Here is a 17,032-nt window from a genome sequence, read left to right as displayed (position 1 = left end):
CAATCAAAATGGAAAAAACAAATGAGCGGATAAAGGTAGCTGTTTTGGATGAAATGCCGGAAAAAATTGGGCGGACTGTTCGAATTGGTTCACTTGAAATTGCTTTGTTTAAGCTAGCGGATGGCAATGTTCGTGCCATTGAAAACCGCTGTCCACATAAAGGCGGTGTGCTTGCAGAAGGAATCATCAGCGGCGAGCACGTTTTTTGCCCAATGCATGATTGGAAAATCTGTACGACAAATGGAAAAGTTCAGTCACCCGATGTCGGCTGTGTGAAAACATTTGCTGTGAAAATTGAAGATGGCAATGTGTTTATTTTAATTTAAATAAAGAAGGGGGCGGAATGGATGGGTAAAGTGTATCTCGTTGGGGCGGGACCAGGAGATCCGGACTTAATCACGGTAAAAGCACTAAAAGCGATTCAAGAAGCAGTCAATCGGCAACCCAGCGATCATTATTGTTGGTGATATGGTGAAATGCAGAGAACTTTTACAACGACAAGAAGTAATAGCAGTGAGCTATTAAATAGTGAATAATGACCTCGGCAAAGCGAATTTGTCGGGTTTTTTTGTCTGAACGCACATACAATTGACGAATCATCATTCATCCTGTAGAATTATCTTTAATTCGAGATAATAAAAACGGAGGAATTTAAATGAAACATATTTTTCAACAAGGAAAAAATGAGAACGTATTACTCATGCTGCATGGCACAGGCGGTACAGAGCAGGATTTACTGCCGCTTGCACAGGCCGTTGATCCGGAAGCATCTGTATTAAGCGTGCGTGGTAATGTACTGGAAAATGGAATGCCCCGGTTTTTCCGCCGTCTCGCTGAAGGTATTTTTGATGAAGAGGATTTAATTTTTCGTACGAAAGAATTGAATGAATTTCTTGATGATGCGTCAAAACAATATGGATTTAGCCGTGATTCAGTTATTGCGATCGGTTATTCAAATGGTGCGAACATTGCAGCAAGCCTGCTTTTCCATTATGAAAAATCATTAAAAGGGGCTATTTTGCATCATCCGATGGTGCCGCGCCGTGGAATAGAGCTGCCTGATTTAACGGGCACACCCGTCTTTATGGCGGCTGGAAAAAATGATCCTTTATGTTCGCCGCAGGAAACAGAAGAGCTGCAGCAACTGCTTGATCATGCAGGGGCAATGACGGCTGTCCATTGGGAACAAAATGGACATATGCTGACAGGAACTGAAGTACAGGCAGCTACAGATTGGTACAAAAAGAATGCGTAATATACGCATTCTTTTTATTTTGACACAAATGAAAAATAATGTAATATTAATAGTACATATGGATCATTGGAGGCGGAAGATGAAAGAAATAATGCTAAGACGAGTTGTCGATAAAGAAGGAAGAATCACCATTCCAAAATCAATGCGTACACAGTTGAGCATTCAAGGATCAGACCAGGTTGCGATGGTTTATGAACAGGAAAGCATTATCATGAGAAAATATGATTCTCATTTTGATGTGAAAGAAGAAAGAACGTGTTTTATGACAGGCATCATATCAAAAGATCATAGGCATTTCAGTGGGGATATTGTGCTTAGTAAAGAAGGAGCGATCTGGCTGCTGGACGAAATCCAGTCTTATTGGATAAAAGTTGGCATATAATTCGAAACATGCTATTTTAAAGAGTGGAAATCAATAGAAGGAGCTATCATATGGACTTTATTACTCTTTTAAAAGCAGTTATTCTTGGCCTGGTTGAAGGATTGACAGAATTTGCGCCGGTATCATCAACTGGGCATATGATTATCGTGGATGATATGTGGCTGCAGTCACAAGCGTTTTTAGGGAAATATGCAGCAAACACGTTTAAAATCGTTATTCAACTCGGTTCCATATTAGCGGTTGTCGTCGTGTTTAGAAATCGATTTATTGATTTACTCGGGTTAAACAAAGAAACACGAGGACAAGGCGGACGGCTTCGGTTAACACATGTCATCGTCGGCTTGCTTCCAGCGGGTATTCTTGGTGTTTTGTTTGAAGACTATATTGATGAATATTTATTTTCAACCGAAACGGTGTTAATCGGCCTTGTTGTCGGTGCATTTTTAATGATTGCGGCAGATTTAATTGGTGGCCGTAAACGAGAAATAGAAACAGTCGACCAAATTACGTATGGACAAGCGTTATCCGTCGGACTCATTCAATGTTTATCACTCTGGCCGGGCTTTTCCCGCTCAGGCTCGACGATTTCAGGCGGTGTTTTGCTTGGCATGAGCCATAGAGCCGCAGCTGATTTTACATTTATTATGGCTGTACCGATTATGTTCGGCGCAAGCTTTTTGTCGCTTTTGAAAAACTGGCAGTATTTCACGATGGATGCGATGCCGTTTTTCGTTGTCGGCTTTATTAGTGCATTTGTTTTCGCGCTTATATCCATTAAATTTTTCTTGAAATTAATTAACCGTATTAAGCTTATTCCGTTTGCCATTTACCGGATTGTGCTGGCGGCTGTTATTTATTTCGTTTTTCTTTAAGCGGCGCTGTTTGATTTGCGCCATTAGGGCATGATAAGATAATAGAACGAATCAAAACCGCAGGCAGCCGTCTGCGGTTTTTTTACAACGGAGGAAAATAGATGAATGAAACGAAGCTGGATCAGCTAAAAGGAATCGTTGCCGGTGTGAATCTAGACAACGGGGATGATTTTGCCTATTCGATGGAAGAATTGAAAAACCTTGCAGAAGCGTGCGGTATTGATGTACGTGGGGAACTAACGCAAAACTTGCCGCGTATTCATTCGGCGCTTTACATGGGGACTGGCAAAGTAGAAGAACTGAAATCGCTTGCTGAATATGAGGAAGCAGACGTCGTCATTTTTGATGGGGAATTGTCTCCGTCGCAAATTCGGAACTTGGAAAAAGAACTCGATTGTGAAGTAATTGACCGGACGATGCTCATTCTTGATATTTTCGGACGGCGGGCAAAAACGAAAGAAGCGCAGCTGCAAGTAGAGATGGCACGTCTTCAATACATGTTGCCGCGTCTTGTCGGTACGTACATTGCGCTCGGACGCCAAGGCGGCGGATCTGGTTTTAAAAACCGTGGGGCGGGTGAAACGAAGCTTGAGCTTGATCGCCGGAAAATTGAAACGAAAATTGCCTATCTCCGCAAAGAACTTGCGAAAATATCTGAACAGCGTACTGTACAAAGGAAGCAGCGCAAGAAAAACAATATGCCGGTTGCCGCGCTTGTCGGGTATACGAATGCGGGCAAATCGACTGTCATGAATGCGATGCTGCAAACGTATGAGGGGGGCGGGTCAGAAGTATTTGAAAAAGACATGCTGTTCGCCACACTCGATACGTCTGTCCGGAGCATTACATTGCCGGATAAAAAAGAGTTTTTACTGGCGGATACAGTCGGATTCGTTAATAAACTCCCCCATCATTTAGTAAAAGCATTTCGCTCGACGCTAGAAGAAGCAGCGGCTGCGGATTTGCTTATTCATGTTATTGATGTGTCTAGCCCGCAGTACCAAACGATGATTGATATTACGGAAAAAACACTTGTTGATATCGGTGCAAAAGATATGCCAGTTATTTATGCATACAATAAAGCGGATCTTGCGGGCATTGATTACCCGGGAGCAGCCGGTAATTCGGTGTATTTATCCGCAAAAGAACGCGCAGGTATTTTGGAATTGACGGAAGTGATGAAAAGTCATTTGTTTAAAGACTACGTCCGCTGTGAATTGTTGATTCCATATGATGAAGGAGAAGTCGTCTCTTATTTCAACGAACAGGCCACGATTTTTGAAACGGCTTATGAGGAAGAAGGAACAAAACTGACCATTGAATGTCATCGATCAGATTATGAAAAATATAAGTCGTTTGTCGTAAAATAGTTGATTGTTTTGAGGAGGAAGCACTCCTAGAAAAAACGAAGTGTTTGCACTAGTCGCAGTTATCATCCTTGTTGATGGCGAAGAACGAGCAATAGAAGTTGCGAACGACACTCCTTTTGGTCTAAGCGGTGCGGTTTATTCCGGTTCCATTGAGCGCGGAATTAATGTAGCAAAACAAATCAAAACAGGCATGATTTATGTTAATGACCAATGCATTAACGTAGAGCCGAACGTGCCATTTGGTGAAGAAAAACTTTCTGCTATTGGCCGTTATTGCGGCGAGTGAGTGATTGGTGAATTTACAACTGTAAAATGGCTGTCTGTTCAAAAAAAGCCGCGTGAGTACCTATTCTCTTAATCTTAAAATAGGGAAACAGCCCGTCCATATCAGGAAGGGCTGTTTTTGTTTCGGTGACTAAAAGGCATCCACCAATTCGCTGCTCCGAGCAACTTCATTAAACTAGGGACAAGTAAAAGGCGGACAATTGTTGCGTCGATCGCAATGGCAATAGCAATGCCAATCCCGATTTGCTTAACAGGGGCTACGCCTGTAAAAGCAAATGCGCCGGTAATGACAATCATAATAAGTGCCGCAGACGTGATGATTTTACTTGTACTTGCCAATCCTTCAACGGTTGAATAGTTATTATCCCGCGTTTCTAGGTAAAACTCTCGAATGCGGGAAATAAGAAATACTTCATAGTCCATACTCAAGCCAAAGACGAGAGTAAAGACCAAGACCGGCATAATGAGTGAAATGTCCATCGGCTCTAAGCCGAGATGTCCGCCCTGGAACAGCCAGACGAGAATCCCAAACGTGGAAGCCAGGCTGATCACATTCATTAAAATGGCCTTTAATGGAATGATAACGGAACGGAAAGCGGCCATTAAAATAAAAAACGTCGATATTAAAATGACAGCGAGCACTGGTATCACTTTATTATAAATTTCATCATACAGTTCCTGGTTAAACTTTGGATGACCGCCGAATAAAACATCTATATCCCAATCAACTGAACTCCAATCTCTTACAATGGTTTGTGCAGCATCAGATGAAGCTTTTACATCAAGAGAAACAGGAATCAATAATTGATTACCTTTTATAAATTCATCGATAGCCGGCTGAAGTTGAACCGCTGTCTGGGAGTGTTCAAGCATTGCAGCAAGCTGTGAAGGGTCATCTACACCGCTTACTGAAAAAAGCGTCTCTGCGCCAGTTACATGGTGTTCCTTTTCAAAATCTCTCTGAAGTTGTTTCATTTCCTGTAAACCCTTTTCATTCAGCCATCCGCCATCGCGTTCAGCAATTGCATAAATGGTAGAAGCGACATCCTGTCTAAATTCTTCTTCAATCGTATCGTATGCAGTGCGTGATTCAAAGGATGTGGGGAGTGCCCCGGCTTCAGGGATTGCGAGATTCATATTTTTGACCGGGATTATGCCGGCTCCGAGAAGCGCAAGTGCGGCAATGGCTATAAAAACAGGGCGCTTCATCACAAAACCGGCAAATGTTCGCCAACGGTTTGAAGCGTCCGTATTGATGCGGATAATTTTCCATTTATACACCCGGTCACCAAGCACCTTCAGCAATGCGGGCAACAATGTCATCGAACTGATAACCGCAATCGCAATAACAGTCATCCCACCGATTGCGATATTTTTGAAAATATCAATATCGATTAGTAAGACAGAACCGAGCCCAATAAACACGCATAAAGCTGAGAATAAAATTGAGTGCCCAGCTTTGGCAATGGTGACTGTCAAAGCGTCATCAATCGTTTTGCCATTCGAACGTTCTTCTTTATAGCGATTAATGAACAAAAGAGAAAAATCTATCGATAAAGCCAGACCGAGCATCGGGGTAATGTTTAAAATGAAAATGGCTAAATCAACCGAATCGGCTATCAGAGACAGGATACCAAATCCGATGACAATGGTCACTCCGCCGACGATGAGCGGCAAAATCGATGAAACAACTGTGCCTAGTGCCAGCAATAGCACAACAAGTGCAACAGGCAGACCGATTAATTCAGCACGCTTTAAGTCATCCTGGCTCGCTTTATTAATGTCTTTAGAAATAACAGGACCACCCGTTATTGAAACCCCTTCTTCATCTTTAATGATCAACTGAACTTCATCAATAACGGGGTCCATCTCTAACGATTCGTCGTCATAATGAATGGCGGCATAAGCAACGTGTTCCTTCATGAATTCTTTATTTTCAAGAGGTGAATCGATTGCTGATGGGTCACCCGTTGCTTCAATATCGGATAATACTGACAAAATTTGATTTTGATATGATTCTGAAGACTCGTTTTCTGCCTTTTCAAACAAGACAAGCAACGTGTTTTCAGGGAAGTTGAATGTATCGTGCAATTCCCGTTGAACAACTTCATAGTCTCCGTCAGTCCGGAATCCGTCACCTTCGAGTTTTGATGGCAATTTTGATGCGAAAAACCCGAAAATAACAGCTGCCATAAGCCAAAATACTAGAATCAGTCGCCAGGAACGGACAATGATGGATGGTTGTTTATTCACGAATACAGCTCCTTTTTTCATCTATTTATCTATCATAACGGAAAGGAGTATTATGTGAAAATAATTAGAATAGAAATGTGTTGAAATGAAAATCATTATCATTTATAATGAAGTTTGCGAAAATCAATCTCATTTTAAAAAAAGAGGAGGATAATAAATTGAAAAAATCATTTTAACGATTTGCAGGGAATTAAGAGCCTCGTTCATATTTCTGGTTACGGGAATAAAAGGGAAAAGGTTGCACGAATAATTGGGTCAATAAACGAAACCTTTAGTTTGAAATGACTGACAAATACTTGTGCCAACAAGTTCTTTCCTTTACAATAAATATTGAGAGAAGCTGTCAAAGGAGAATGGTGATGTATAAGCTGGATGACTCGCTTGGATATAAGCTGTTTCAAAGCTCACGGGTTATGACAAATCGCCTGAACCATTATTTTCGCTTGAAAGGGTATCCGATTACGCATGAGCAGTGGCAGGTGTTAAGCCGGCTTTATGACCGTGATGGGCAGACCCAGCAATCGCTTGCAGTGTTAAACGAGAGGGATGAACCGAGCGTTTCACGGCTTGTGGCGAATATGGAACGGAACGGACTTATTGTCAGAAAGTCTCATAAAACGGATAAGCGGATAAATCTTGTTTATTTATCGGAAGAGAGCAAGCAGAGAAAGGACGTTTATACGGAAATCGCCCGCCGGACAATTGCCGATGCCTCTGCCGGGATTGATCCTGAAGAATTTGAAAGAACACTTAGGATATTGGATCAAATTCGACGAAACTTATCTTGAAGGTACATTGCCGGTTTGCAATCGGCAACTATATTTTTTCTTTCAATTGATAATGAATCTCTCTATCACTATTTCATTGACGGCAATACGAAGGTTAGGAAATGCCATGAAAAAACGTTATTTAGTTGTAATGCTTATATTATTATCATTTGCATCGTTATTCGTCGGTGTCACAAACATTTCGCCATTTGATTTGTTCCGGTTTGATGATCACCAGACGCAAATCTTCTGGCAAAGCCGAGTACCAAGGCTGATCAGTATTTTAATTGCGGGTGTAACGCTTAGTATTAGCGGATTTATTATGCAGCAGTTAAGCCGCAATAAATTCGTGTCACCGACAACCGCAGGGACGATGGATTCAGCCCGATTCGGAATCTTAGTTTCGCTTATTCTCTTCACTTCTGCGAGTCCGATTGAAAAAATGATTATCGCCTTTGTTTTCTCGCTTGCCGGTACATTTTTATTTATGAAAATTCTTGACCGGATCAAAATGAAAGATCCGATCTTTATCCCGCTCGTCGGATTAATGTTTGGCAATATTATCAGCTCGATTACGACGTTTTTTGCGTATCAGCGTGATTTAATTCAAAATATGTCCGCATGGCTGCAGGGAGACTTTTCGATGATTACAGCAGGACGTTACGAAATGCTTTATATTAGCATCCCGCTTGTAGTTATCGCGTACATATTTGCAGATCGGTTTACGATCGCTGGCATGGGAGAAGATTTTGCGCGCAACCTAGGCTTAAATTATAAGCAGGCGGTTAACGTTGGCCTTGTTATTGTGGCCTTATCAACAACATTGGTCGTGTTAACAGTTGGGCTCATTCCGTTCCTCGGGCTTGTCGTACCGAATATTGTTTCGATTTATAGAGGAGACAATTTGAAAAACAGTCTGTCTGACACGGCATTGCTCGGTGCGGTATTCATTTTGTTTTGTGATATTCTTGGCCGCATTCTCATCTATCCGTATGAAATTCCGATCGGCCTCACAGTCGGCGTCATCGGAAGTGGATTATTCATTTACTTGTTGATGAGGAGACGGGATTATGCGTGAAAAAAGCAAACTGATATTCTTATTGATTTTGGCAGGAGCTTCGATTGCTGGGTACATGTTCGTTGAACTAGGACCTAATTGGGATTATGCGCTGCCGCGCCGCGCGGAAAAGATTGCTGCCATTGTATTGACCGGAACGGTTATTGCGATTGCAACATTGTTATTTCAAACCGTCACGAACAACCGGATTTTAACACCGAGTATTATTGGTCTTGACTCGCTTTATATGCTTGTCCAGACAACACTCGTATTCTTTCTCGGTTCAACTAGTTTGACGGTCATGAACAAACAAATAAACTTTGCGATTTCGATCGGTTTTATGGTCGTTTTCGCACTCATACTATACCGGCTGTTATTTCGCCGTGAAGGGCAAAACATTTACTTTTTGCTGCTCTTAGGGTTAATTTTCGGTACGTTTTTTGGCAGTTTCACATCATTTATGCAAGTACTCATTGATCCGAATGAATTTCAAATTATTCAAGACCGCATGTTTGCGAGTTTTAATAATATTCAGACGGAAGTACTCATTATGGCCACTGTTTTAACAGGTATGACGCTGCTTTATTTAACGAAGTTCGTGAAATATTTGGATGTGTTGTCACTAGGGAAAGAAACAGCGATCAACCTTGGCGTTGATTACGATTACACGGTGAAACGTCTGCTCGTTATCATTGCGATTCTCATTTCTGTGGCCACTGCACTTGTCGGTCCGATCACATTTCTCGGACTGCTCGTTGTTAATGTCGCTTACGAGATGTTTAAAACATACAAGCATTCCACATTAATTGTAGCATCAGTGCTCGTGTCGATTGTTGCACTCGCTGCCGGGCAGCTGCTCGTTGAACATGTGTTTACATTTTCTACACAGCTCAGCGTCATTATTAACTTTATCGGTGGCATCTATTTTATATATTTACTACTAAGGGAGAGTCGGACATAGTGGTTGAAGTACAAGCGGTCTCGAAATCATACGGATTGAAAGCAGTCGTTGATAATGTGTCAGTCAATATTGAAAAAGGCAAAATTACGTCTTTTATCGGTCCGAATGGTGCCGGGAAGAGTACGCTACTCTCCATTATTAGTCGTCTCCTTTCTGCCGATACAGGGGAAGTGCTGATCGACGGGCAAAAAGTGAAAGAAACGAAAAACCGTGATCTCGCGAAAAAAATAGCTATTTTAAAACAGTCGAATCATTTAAGTTTACGCCTGTCTGTCCGCGATCTCGTTTCATTCGGCCGTTTCCCGTATTCACAAGGTAAACTGACGAAAGAAGATCAAGTGTACATTGATGAAGCAATCCGCTACATGGAGCTTGAAGAGATGCAGGATAAATATTTAGACCAACTATCTGGCGGGCAAAAGCAGCGTGCGTTTATCGCGATGACGATTGCCCAGGATACTGAATATATTTTGCTTGATGAACCACTTAACAATTTGGATATGAAACACTCTGTTCAAATTATGAAAGTGCTCCGCCGTCTTGCAGATGAGCTTGGCAAAACGATTTTGATCGTCATTCATGATATTAATTTTGCGTCTGTGTATTCTGATTACATCGTTGCACTGAAAGATGGCAAAATCGAAGCACAAGGAACAGTTAATGAAATTATTACAAGCCTTACATTAAAGCAAATTTACGGCATGGATATGCCGATTAAAGAAATTAATAATCAAAAAATTTGTGTTTATTTTAGCTAACAAGGAGACGAATTAAAAATGAAAAAGTATTTACTCTTGATTGTTATGGCGTTGTTCGCAATGATCGCGGCAGCCTGTAACTCCTCTACATCTAATGAAGAAAATGCAGAACCAGCTGAAAGTAATGAAAAACCGACAGAAATAACGGTTACCCATGAACTTGGTGAGACGACAGTTCCTGTTAATCCTGAAAAAGTAGTCGTGTTTGACTTTGGTTCACTGGATACGATGGCTGAGCTAGGTATTGAGCCAGTTGGTCTTCCGAAAGAAAACATTCCAGAATACTTGTCAAAATTTGAAGATGAAACGTACGCAAATACAGGCAGCTTGAAAGAGCCTGACTTTGAAAAAATTAACGAATTGGCACCGGATTTAATCATCATTTCCGGCCGTCAAATGGACCTTTATGATCAATTTGCAGAAATCGCTCCGACGGTTTACCTCGCAGTGGATACAGCGAACTACATGGAGTCCTTTAAATCAAATGCTACGACAATTGGTGAAATCTTTGGCAAAGAAACAGAAGTAGAAGAGAAGTTAGCGGCAATCGATGAAAAAGTAGCAGCGTTGAACGAAAAAGCGTCAACGATGGAAGGAAACGGTCTTGTCATTCTGGCAAATGAAGGGAAAATCAGTGCATACGGTCCAGCATCACGTTTTGGCATCATTCATGATGTATTCGGCGTAAAACCGGCAGATGAAAACATTGAAGTATCGACTCATGGACAAAGTATCTCTTTTGAGTACCTTGTTGAAACAGATCCGGATTACTTGTTCGTTGTTGACCGCGGTGCTGTTGTAACAGAAGGCGAGTCTTCTGTGAAGCAAGTGGTTGAAAATGATCTTGTGAAAAATACGAAAGCAGTAGCGAACGATAATGTGATCTATCTTGATCCTAACGTATGGTACTTGTCAGGCGGCGGACTTCAATCCGTTCTCGCACAGGCTGATGAAATCGAAAAAGGAATTACAAAATAATGAAAACAGCGATGACATTGCCGTCATCGCTGTTTTTTTGCGGTTAATGTAAAGGTTGTGCCTAGTTGTGATGTTTCTTTCAGCATTAAGTCGCCATCCATCGCCCGTGCGAGAAGCTGGCTGAATGGGAGGCCAAGTCCAAGCCCACGCACTTTGAATTTTTTGTTTTCACCACGATAAAACCGTTCGAAAATGAGTGTTTGCTCAGATACAGGGATCCCGATTCCAGTATCCATCACATCAATGGAAGCAAACTCTTCGTTATCATGCACTCGTATCGTCATTCCTCCAGTACCTTCAAGCGCATGAGCTGCGTTGTTCAATAAATTCATCATAATTTGCCGAAAACGAACGGGATCGGTCAAAATGTACATGTCACGGTCAGACGGATAAAAATGAACAGGAATGCCGTCCGAATTCCGTGCCAAATTCCATTCATGTACGATGTCGCGCGTTAATGTGTTTGCTTCATGAGGAGCAGTTGAAACAGGAAGAGCATTGGCTGCAAATGTATTAAATTCGAGCAGGTCGTTAATCATTGTTTGCATCCGCTCTGTTTCATTTAATGAAATGGTAATAAACTCTTGTGCCTCATCGCCGGTGACGACGCCGTCTTTCACTGCCTGTAAAAGCCCGCTTATGGATGTGACAGGTGTTTTTAGTTCATGTGTGACACCGGCAAGCAGTTCTGCTCTTATCGATTCAAGCTGTTCAAGGCGGATAGCCATATCGTTAAAGGATGTAACAAGATCGTATACTTCCTGCTCTTTCGCTTTAGATGGCATAAGCGACACGCCGTAATTGCCGTCGCGAATTTCTTTCGCAGCAGCTGCGGCTTCACTGATTGGGCGTGCGAGGCGGCGCGATAAAATGTAAATTGCTGCCCAGCCAAGCAATCCGCTTCCTAAAATAAGCAAAGCAAGAAGCCGGTATTCGTCGTTTAAATCCGCGAATTCATCTTCGGGCTGAAGCATCACGACCCATCCGAATGTGACCTCATTAACGGTAATTGGCTTTTTAATTAAATAAACAAGTGTATGATTGTCATCGATACCGGGAAATGTCTGCACATCGTGTTTCTTTTTTAAAATAACATCTGGAAAAGCGTCTTTGCTGTATAAGTCATGATCGCTTGCCGACAAAATAGCTCCGGTTGCATCGGTAATATAGATAGAAGGGGGGGCTTTCATGTTCATCAGTTCATCACGCGCATCGATCATATTGTCATCAATGTACGTTTTGGATTTATTGCCATCCTGCTGGCTTCCAGCAATCCGGATGGCGAGTTCGGCGGCGAGAAATTCTGACACATCGAGCCTGTTTTCAATCGTCGTATGCCGGATCCAGACGACAGACAGCATGGCGAGTATGAGCAAGCCAAGTGCAAGCGTGATGGCATAGCGTGTCGTCCAGTAGCGGAGAAGCGAAATGCGCCGCTCTTTACTCTTCCACAACAAACTGGTACCCCAATCCACGCAGCGTTTTAATTTCCCCTTCAGTGGATGGCCATTTCGCCAGCACTTTCCGAATCCGCTTCACCGATAAATCAACGGCTCGGTCACTGCCGTCGTAATCGTATCCCCATACTTCATCCAGCAGCTGCTCCCGCGTAAATGTCCGGTTTGGTGCAGCTGCTAAAAATAAAAATAACGATAAATCACGCGGTGTGAATGCAACTTCATTGTCGAATAACGTGATACGATGCGCCTTAAAATCAATCGTCAAGTTTCCATATGTATGGGCCGTTTCTGCTGGCTTTCCATCATCAGACCGGCGTAAAACAGCCCGTACGCGCGCGATCATTTCATCAGCGATAAATGGCTTTGCAATGTAATCATCCGCACCGCCATCAAGACCATCCAACCGGTAATTCACGTCATTCAGCGCTGTCAGCATAATAACTGGACACGCACTCTCTGCACGAATTTCTTTTAAAACAGCCCAGCCGTCCTTTCCAGGCATCATGACGTCAAGCAGGACAAGAGACGGTGAGTTGGCATGAAATTTTTCGATCGCTTCTGTGCCGCTGTACGCCTGTATAACGTGAAAGCCCGCTTTCACGAGATATACTTTTAACACTTGGCTGATCGCCGGTTCATCTTCTGCAACTAAAATCGTTGGCATCTTTAACACCTCATTTTGATTAAATTATATAATGAAAGTCATCTGAACGTGAACAAATAAGTACAAGCGCGATGAAATCTACTTAATCGTGAGCCATTTCACTCGTACAAATAAAAAACCCGGCCATTAGCCGCCGGGTTTAATAAAATCCATTCAATTGTGCAGCCATTTCTGGATTGACGTCTGAGATGGATGCGATAATGTCTTTCAAGCGCTTTCCATCTGTCTCAACACCGAGATTGTCTGCTGCATTGTAAACATTTATTTCATGTGCTTTTTTTACTTCGAGACGGATTGTTTTTTCATCCTTTCCATCTGTTTCAATATTTAGTGCGGCCGCCTGGTTTTGTAATTTGGCAAGTCGTACTTTTTTCGCCGCTTTCTCTAGATCATCGCCTTCAATATTAATACCGAGTGCCAATGCTTGTTCCTCAATGACATCTGCAAAATTTTTCGTTCCGGTTCGTGTTACGGACGGTGCCACTTGTTCTTTTATAAGTTGTGGAGAAGCCGCTTGAGCTGGAGAAGAGGGAACACCGCTTAAAATCGTAATCGATAGGGCGCCGGTCATAACATATGACATTGTCTTCTTCTTCATGATCATTCCTCCTGATTTATATGTACGCTTTCTTTGATATTCTCATTGTATAAGAGAAATGTGTCAGGTGAATGTCAAATAGGCAAATTTTATATGTTTTTTTCAACAAAAGTGTGAATGTTTCGTTTTGGAATCAAATCATATACAATGAAGGCATCGTGACAAGTAAAGTATGTGCAGAAGCGCCCATTAGGATTGAATATAGATTGATAGGAAAAGGTTGTGAATGGCAATCGATGATCGGTAAAATGGACCACTCCGGCACATGATTAAATAGATTTGGAGACGGAAGTGCAAAAAAATGCATCCTTTGGCTCGTTTTCCCATATCGTTAAGCGGGAATAAGTCTAGTAAAAATGATGAATGACTCATATACATAACTTCCTTTACATGTATATAATAGAATTATATACATGTAAAGGAAGTTTATCTCAGAAAAGGAGAGTTCATTGAACCTATGTCCCAGGAACAGTACATATTACTTGAAATAATGCAAGAAGCATGTTCACATGGCGAGCGGAAAGATATGGACCTTACAGTATTACTTAACATGATTATCGAAAAGCTAGCGCCGGTTATGAAGCCGGAATGAAGCGGGAGACTTGTTCTCCTGCTTTTTATTTTGGTTTCTACAGGCGGTGTCTTTACGTTAAAATAAAGAATAGGATTAGATGATCAAATCGTAAATAGTGCAATTTGTGAAAGGTGTGGCGAAATGAAAACGGATTTATATATTATCGGCGGGTTTCTCGGAAGCGGAAAAACGACGCTGCTCGTGCAGTTGCTAGATAAGGAGAAAAAAGCAGGACGGAAAGTCGCAGTTTTAATGAACGAAATTGGCTCCATGTCTGTTGATTCAGCGATGCTTGGAGAAGACACCGCTGTGCGCGATATGCTGAATGGCTGCATTTGCTGCACGATCAAAGATGAAATTGAAGTAGAACTGCTGACACTTTATAAAGAGCATCATCCGGATGTGATCTATATCGAGACGACAGGTGCTGCTCATCCGATGGAAGTACTAGATGCCTGCACGTCGCCAGTCATTGCGATGCAGATTGATGTGAAGGGGATCATTACACTTGTTGACTGCGCGCGCTGGATGGAACGAAACCGTCTGCCCATTGCGCACCGGAAGCTGATGGAAGACCAGGCACGATGGAGTGATGTGGTCGCACTGACGAAAGCAGACTTAGTGTCGATTGAAGCGCTCACTAAAATAAAAGAAGAGATCCGGTCATTGAATGAAAAAGTGGTCTTGCAGGAAATGATGTTTGGAAAAATGGACGGAGAGATCGCATTTGGCGGTGGCAGCAGTGAATCAGATGGCGGCCATCATGCTCATCATCATTTGCATGTCCGGACAATGGCATATGAATTTACAAATCATGTGCCGCGCGCTGAATTTACAAAATGGGTAACAGGTTTACCGGATTCTGTTCTAAGAATAAAAGGATTTGTGAAATTTGAAGATTCAGGTGATCGTCCGGAACTGTTTCAATATGCATACGGTGTGCCTTTTTTTCAGCCGCAGCCGCTTAAACGACCGTCTGTTATCGTCGTGATCGGTGATGAACTAAATACAGAACAGTTACAGCAAGGGCTCGAACGGTTAGACGGCAAGCTTTTTTAAATCAGGATTCGCAACGAAAACAAGAAACTCGCGCATAAAATAAAACAAGCCAGCCCTCAAGTGGGACCGGCTTGTTTATTCTTTACGTTAGGCAGGCAAACTCTTTAAATAATCGCGTACTTCTTCGGGTGATTTTGCATTGGCGCTGTGGAGATGAGCCAATTTTTCGCCGTCTTGGAACAGCAAAAGACTCGGGATGCCCATCACATCGTACTTTTCAGCAATGTCTGAGAAATCGTCCCGGTTGATTTTCACCCATTTGTATTTTCCGTAGTCTGCGATAATATCGTCAATAAACATGTCCATGCGTGTGCAGTCCGGGCACCAGCCGGCATAAAATTTAACGATAACCGGTTCGCTGCTGGCAATCAGCTGCTCAAATTGATCGCTTGTTTTAATCTCATCCACTTAAAAACATCCTTTCTATTATGCGATATGGTTATTGTAGCACGCCTATGTCCATTTCATATAGATTTTTGCTTTTGAACCGTTTGACTGTTGTACAATGCCGCAATAACGGTATAATAATAGTTGGTCTATTTCCAGAAGAAAGAGGAATTTATATGAATACTGAACAACAATCAAGCCGCATTGATTACGGTTTGTTTTTAATATTGTTTATGCTGTTCGTTGTTAGCTGCGTCGCGATTTACAGTGCACAGACGACCGGACAATATGATACAAACTTTGTCGTCCGGCAAGTTGTCTGGTATGTGGTCGGCCTCGGGATTATTACGTTGTTTATCCGCTTTGACTCGGATCAATATCATGGCATGTCATGGTATTTATATGGTATCGGGATTTTTCTATTAGTCTTCTTAATTATTGCACCGTCATCGATTGCACCGACGATTAACGGAGCAAAAAGCTGGTATCGGTTTCCAGGGATTGGACAAATTCAGCCATCCGAATTTTTTAAAATATTCCTCATTTTGACGTTATCGCGTGTTATGGTGAATCATCATGTGAAAAATCCGATTAAGACCATGCAAAGTGATTTTATGCTGCTCGTAAAGCTCGGCGCGACGACAGCTGTACCGCTCCTGCTTATTATGCAGCAGCCCGATCTTGGGACGTCGCTCGTGTTGATTGCCATTTTACTCGGGATGATTTTCGTCTCTGGCATTACGTGGCGTATTTTAGTACCGCTTTTTGGCAGTGCTACGGCATTGATCACACTTATTTTTTATTTGATGCTTTGGCATCCGGCTATTTTAGAAAAATACCTCGGTGTCAAGCAATATCAGTTCGGGCGCATTTATGCGTGGCTTGACCCGTATAACTATGAAAGTTCAACCGGCTTCCATTTAACAAGGTCATTGCTTGCGATTGGATCGGGTCAGACGATGGGAAAAGGATTTGGCTTCCGTGAAGTCTATTTGCCGGAAAGCCATACGGATTTTATTTTCAGTATTATCGGGGAAGAGTACGGTTTTATCGGTGCGTCGCTCGTTGTCAGCTTATTTTTCGTGCTCATTTACCACATTACGAAACTCGCACTGGCGACGAAAGTGCCGTATTATTCGTATATGTGTGCCGGCGTGATCGCGATGATTACGTTCCATGCGTTTCAAAATATCGGCATGACGATTGGTTTACTGCCCATTACCGGTATCCCATTGCCATTTATTAGCTACGGGGGCAGTTCGCTTATGGGGAATATGCTTGCACTTGCGCTCGTTTTTTCCATTACCTTTAATGAACGTCATTACATGTTTTCATCAGATAATTCGTAACCC

General features: G+C 42.3%; 19 protein-coding genes and 1 pseudogene. 15 read left to right on the top strand and 5 right to left on the bottom strand.

Annotation, left to right across the window (positions count from 1 at the left end; genetic code table 11):
* Nucleotides 1-8: 8 nt before the first annotated feature.
* From nirD to A3M5_RS0114465, 7 genes and pseudogenes are all read left to right on the top strand, one after another.
* On the top strand, nucleotides 9-326 hold the full coding sequence (nirD, locus tag A3M5_RS0114495; RefSeq protein ID WP_018394498.1) for a nitrite reductase small subunit NirD: 318 nt from the start codon (nucleotides 9-11) through the stop codon (nucleotides 324-326).
* 21 nt (nucleotides 327-347) lie between these two features.
* Nucleotides 348-431: pseudogene (locus tag A3M5_RS24860) on the top strand (SAM-dependent methyltransferase); the annotation flags it as partial.
* Nucleotides 432-655: 224 nt separating this feature from the next.
* The gene (locus A3M5_RS0114485) at nucleotides 656-1,255 is read left to right on the top strand and encodes an alpha/beta hydrolase (protein WP_018394496.1); all 600 of its coding nucleotides are present in this window, start codon (nucleotides 656-658) and stop codon (nucleotides 1,253-1,255) included.
* Nucleotides 1,256-1,334: 79 nt separating this feature from the next.
* Nucleotides 1,335-1,637, top strand: a complete 303-nt coding sequence (locus A3M5_RS0114480; RefSeq protein WP_018394495.1) for an AbrB/MazE/SpoVT family DNA-binding domain-containing protein — start codon at nucleotides 1,335-1,337, stop codon at nucleotides 1,635-1,637.
* 50 nt (nucleotides 1,638-1,687) lie between these two features.
* Nucleotides 1,688-2,509 carry an undecaprenyl-diphosphate phosphatase gene (locus A3M5_RS0114475; RefSeq protein WP_018394494.1) on the top strand — a complete coding sequence of 274 codons (822 nt, stop codon included), beginning with the start codon at nucleotides 1,688-1,690 and terminating at the stop codon, nucleotides 2,507-2,509.
* Between the two features lie 101 nt (nucleotides 2,510-2,610).
* Nucleotides 2,611-3,879 carry a GTPase HflX gene (hflX, locus tag A3M5_RS0114470; protein ID WP_018394493.1) on the top strand — a complete coding sequence of 423 codons (1,269 nt, stop codon included), beginning with the start codon at nucleotides 2,611-2,613 and terminating at the stop codon, nucleotides 3,877-3,879.
* Between the two features lie 40 nt (nucleotides 3,880-3,919).
* A complete protein-coding gene (locus A3M5_RS0114465) occupies nucleotides 3,920-4,165 on the top strand; it encodes an aldehyde dehydrogenase family protein (RefSeq protein WP_018394492.1) in 246 nt (81 codons plus the stop codon).
* A gap of 101 nt (nucleotides 4,166-4,266) precedes the next feature.
* Here A3M5_RS0114465 and A3M5_RS0114460 read toward each other — a convergent pair whose 3' ends face one another.
* Nucleotides 4,267-6,438, bottom strand: coding sequence for an MMPL family transporter (locus A3M5_RS0114460; RefSeq protein WP_026221739.1), 2,172 nt, complete (start codon nucleotides 6,436-6,438; stop codon nucleotides 4,267-4,269).
* A 338-nt stretch (nucleotides 6,439-6,776) separates the two neighbouring features.
* Here A3M5_RS0114460 and A3M5_RS0114455 point away from each other — a divergent pair, with 338 nt between their 5' ends.
* The 5 genes from A3M5_RS0114455 (at nucleotide 6,777) to A3M5_RS0114435 (ending at nucleotide 10,938) form a co-directional block, all read left to right on the top strand.
* A complete protein-coding gene (locus tag A3M5_RS0114455) occupies nucleotides 6,777-7,205 on the top strand; it encodes a MarR family winged helix-turn-helix transcriptional regulator (protein ID WP_018394490.1) in 429 nt (142 codons plus the stop codon).
* A 106-nt stretch (nucleotides 7,206-7,311) separates the two neighbouring features.
* Nucleotides 7,312-8,262, top strand: a complete 951-nt coding sequence (locus tag A3M5_RS0114450; protein WP_018394489.1) for an ABC transporter permease — start codon at nucleotides 7,312-7,314, stop codon at nucleotides 8,260-8,262.
* The gene (locus tag A3M5_RS0114445; RefSeq protein WP_018394488.1) at nucleotides 8,255-9,202 is read left to right on the top strand and encodes an iron chelate uptake ABC transporter family permease subunit; all 948 of its coding nucleotides are present in this window, start codon (nucleotides 8,255-8,257) and stop codon (nucleotides 9,200-9,202) included. Before A3M5_RS0114450 ends, A3M5_RS0114445 begins: the two co-directional genes overlap by 8 nt.
* Nucleotides 9,202-9,960 carry an iron ABC transporter ATP-binding protein gene (locus A3M5_RS0114440; protein WP_018394487.1) on the top strand — a complete coding sequence of 253 codons (759 nt, stop codon included), beginning with the start codon at nucleotides 9,202-9,204 and terminating at the stop codon, nucleotides 9,958-9,960. The genes A3M5_RS0114445 and A3M5_RS0114440 overlap by 1 nt, the downstream gene beginning before the upstream one ends.
* Nucleotides 9,961-9,978: 18 nt before the next feature.
* Complete coding sequence (locus A3M5_RS0114435; RefSeq protein ID WP_018394486.1) at nucleotides 9,979-10,938, top strand: siderophore ABC transporter substrate-binding protein; 960 nt, start codon at nucleotides 9,979-9,981, stop codon at nucleotides 10,936-10,938.
* Between the two features lie 23 nt (nucleotides 10,939-10,961).
* Here A3M5_RS0114435 and A3M5_RS0114430 read toward each other — a convergent pair whose 3' ends face one another.
* From A3M5_RS0114430 to A3M5_RS0114420, 3 genes are all read right to left on the bottom strand, one after another.
* Nucleotides 10,962-12,392, bottom strand: a complete 1,431-nt coding sequence (locus A3M5_RS0114430; protein WP_018394485.1) for a HAMP domain-containing sensor histidine kinase — start codon at nucleotides 12,390-12,392, stop codon at nucleotides 10,962-10,964.
* Nucleotides 12,379-13,062: a response regulator transcription factor gene (locus A3M5_RS0114425; protein ID WP_018394484.1), complete on the bottom strand. Its 684-nt coding sequence runs from the start codon at nucleotides 13,060-13,062 to the stop codon at nucleotides 12,379-12,381. Before A3M5_RS0114425 ends, A3M5_RS0114430 begins: the two co-directional genes overlap by 14 nt.
* 139 nt (nucleotides 13,063-13,201) lie before the next feature.
* Entirely contained in the window at nucleotides 13,202-13,660 is a 459-nt protein-coding gene (locus A3M5_RS0114420) for a hypothetical protein (RefSeq protein ID WP_018394483.1), read from the bottom strand.
* Between the two features lie 457 nt (nucleotides 13,661-14,117).
* Between A3M5_RS0114420 and A3M5_RS26465 the strand changes: the two genes are divergently transcribed.
* A complete protein-coding gene (locus tag A3M5_RS26465) occupies nucleotides 14,118-14,252 on the top strand; it encodes a hypothetical protein (protein ID WP_018394482.1) in 135 nt (44 codons plus the stop codon).
* A gap of 123 nt (nucleotides 14,253-14,375) precedes the next feature.
* Complete coding sequence (locus A3M5_RS0114410; RefSeq protein ID WP_018394481.1) at nucleotides 14,376-15,293, top strand: CobW family GTP-binding protein; 918 nt, start codon at nucleotides 14,376-14,378, stop codon at nucleotides 15,291-15,293.
* An 87-nt stretch (nucleotides 15,294-15,380) separates the two neighbouring features.
* Here the strand turns inward: A3M5_RS0114410 and A3M5_RS0114405 are convergent, their stop codons facing one another.
* The gene (locus A3M5_RS0114405) at nucleotides 15,381-15,701 is read right to left on the bottom strand and encodes a thioredoxin family protein (RefSeq protein ID WP_018394480.1); all 321 of its coding nucleotides are present in this window, start codon (nucleotides 15,699-15,701) and stop codon (nucleotides 15,381-15,383) included.
* Nucleotides 15,702-15,856: 155 nt separating this feature from the next.
* Here A3M5_RS0114405 and A3M5_RS0114400 point away from each other — a divergent pair, with 155 nt between their 5' ends.
* Nucleotides 15,857-17,029: an FtsW/RodA/SpoVE family cell cycle protein gene (locus A3M5_RS0114400; protein ID WP_018394479.1), complete on the top strand. Its 1,173-nt coding sequence runs from the start codon at nucleotides 15,857-15,859 to the stop codon at nucleotides 17,027-17,029.
* Nucleotides 17,030-17,032: the final 3 nt, after the last annotated feature.

The sequence above is a fragment of the Bacillus sp. 37MA genome (assembly GCF_000372765.1).
GTDB lineage: Bacteria > Bacillota > Bacilli > Bacillales > Domibacillaceae > Domibacillus > Domibacillus aminovorans.
The sequence above is the reverse complement of the archived record's forward strand: the minus strand, read 5'-3'. Positions and strand labels throughout refer to the sequence as shown.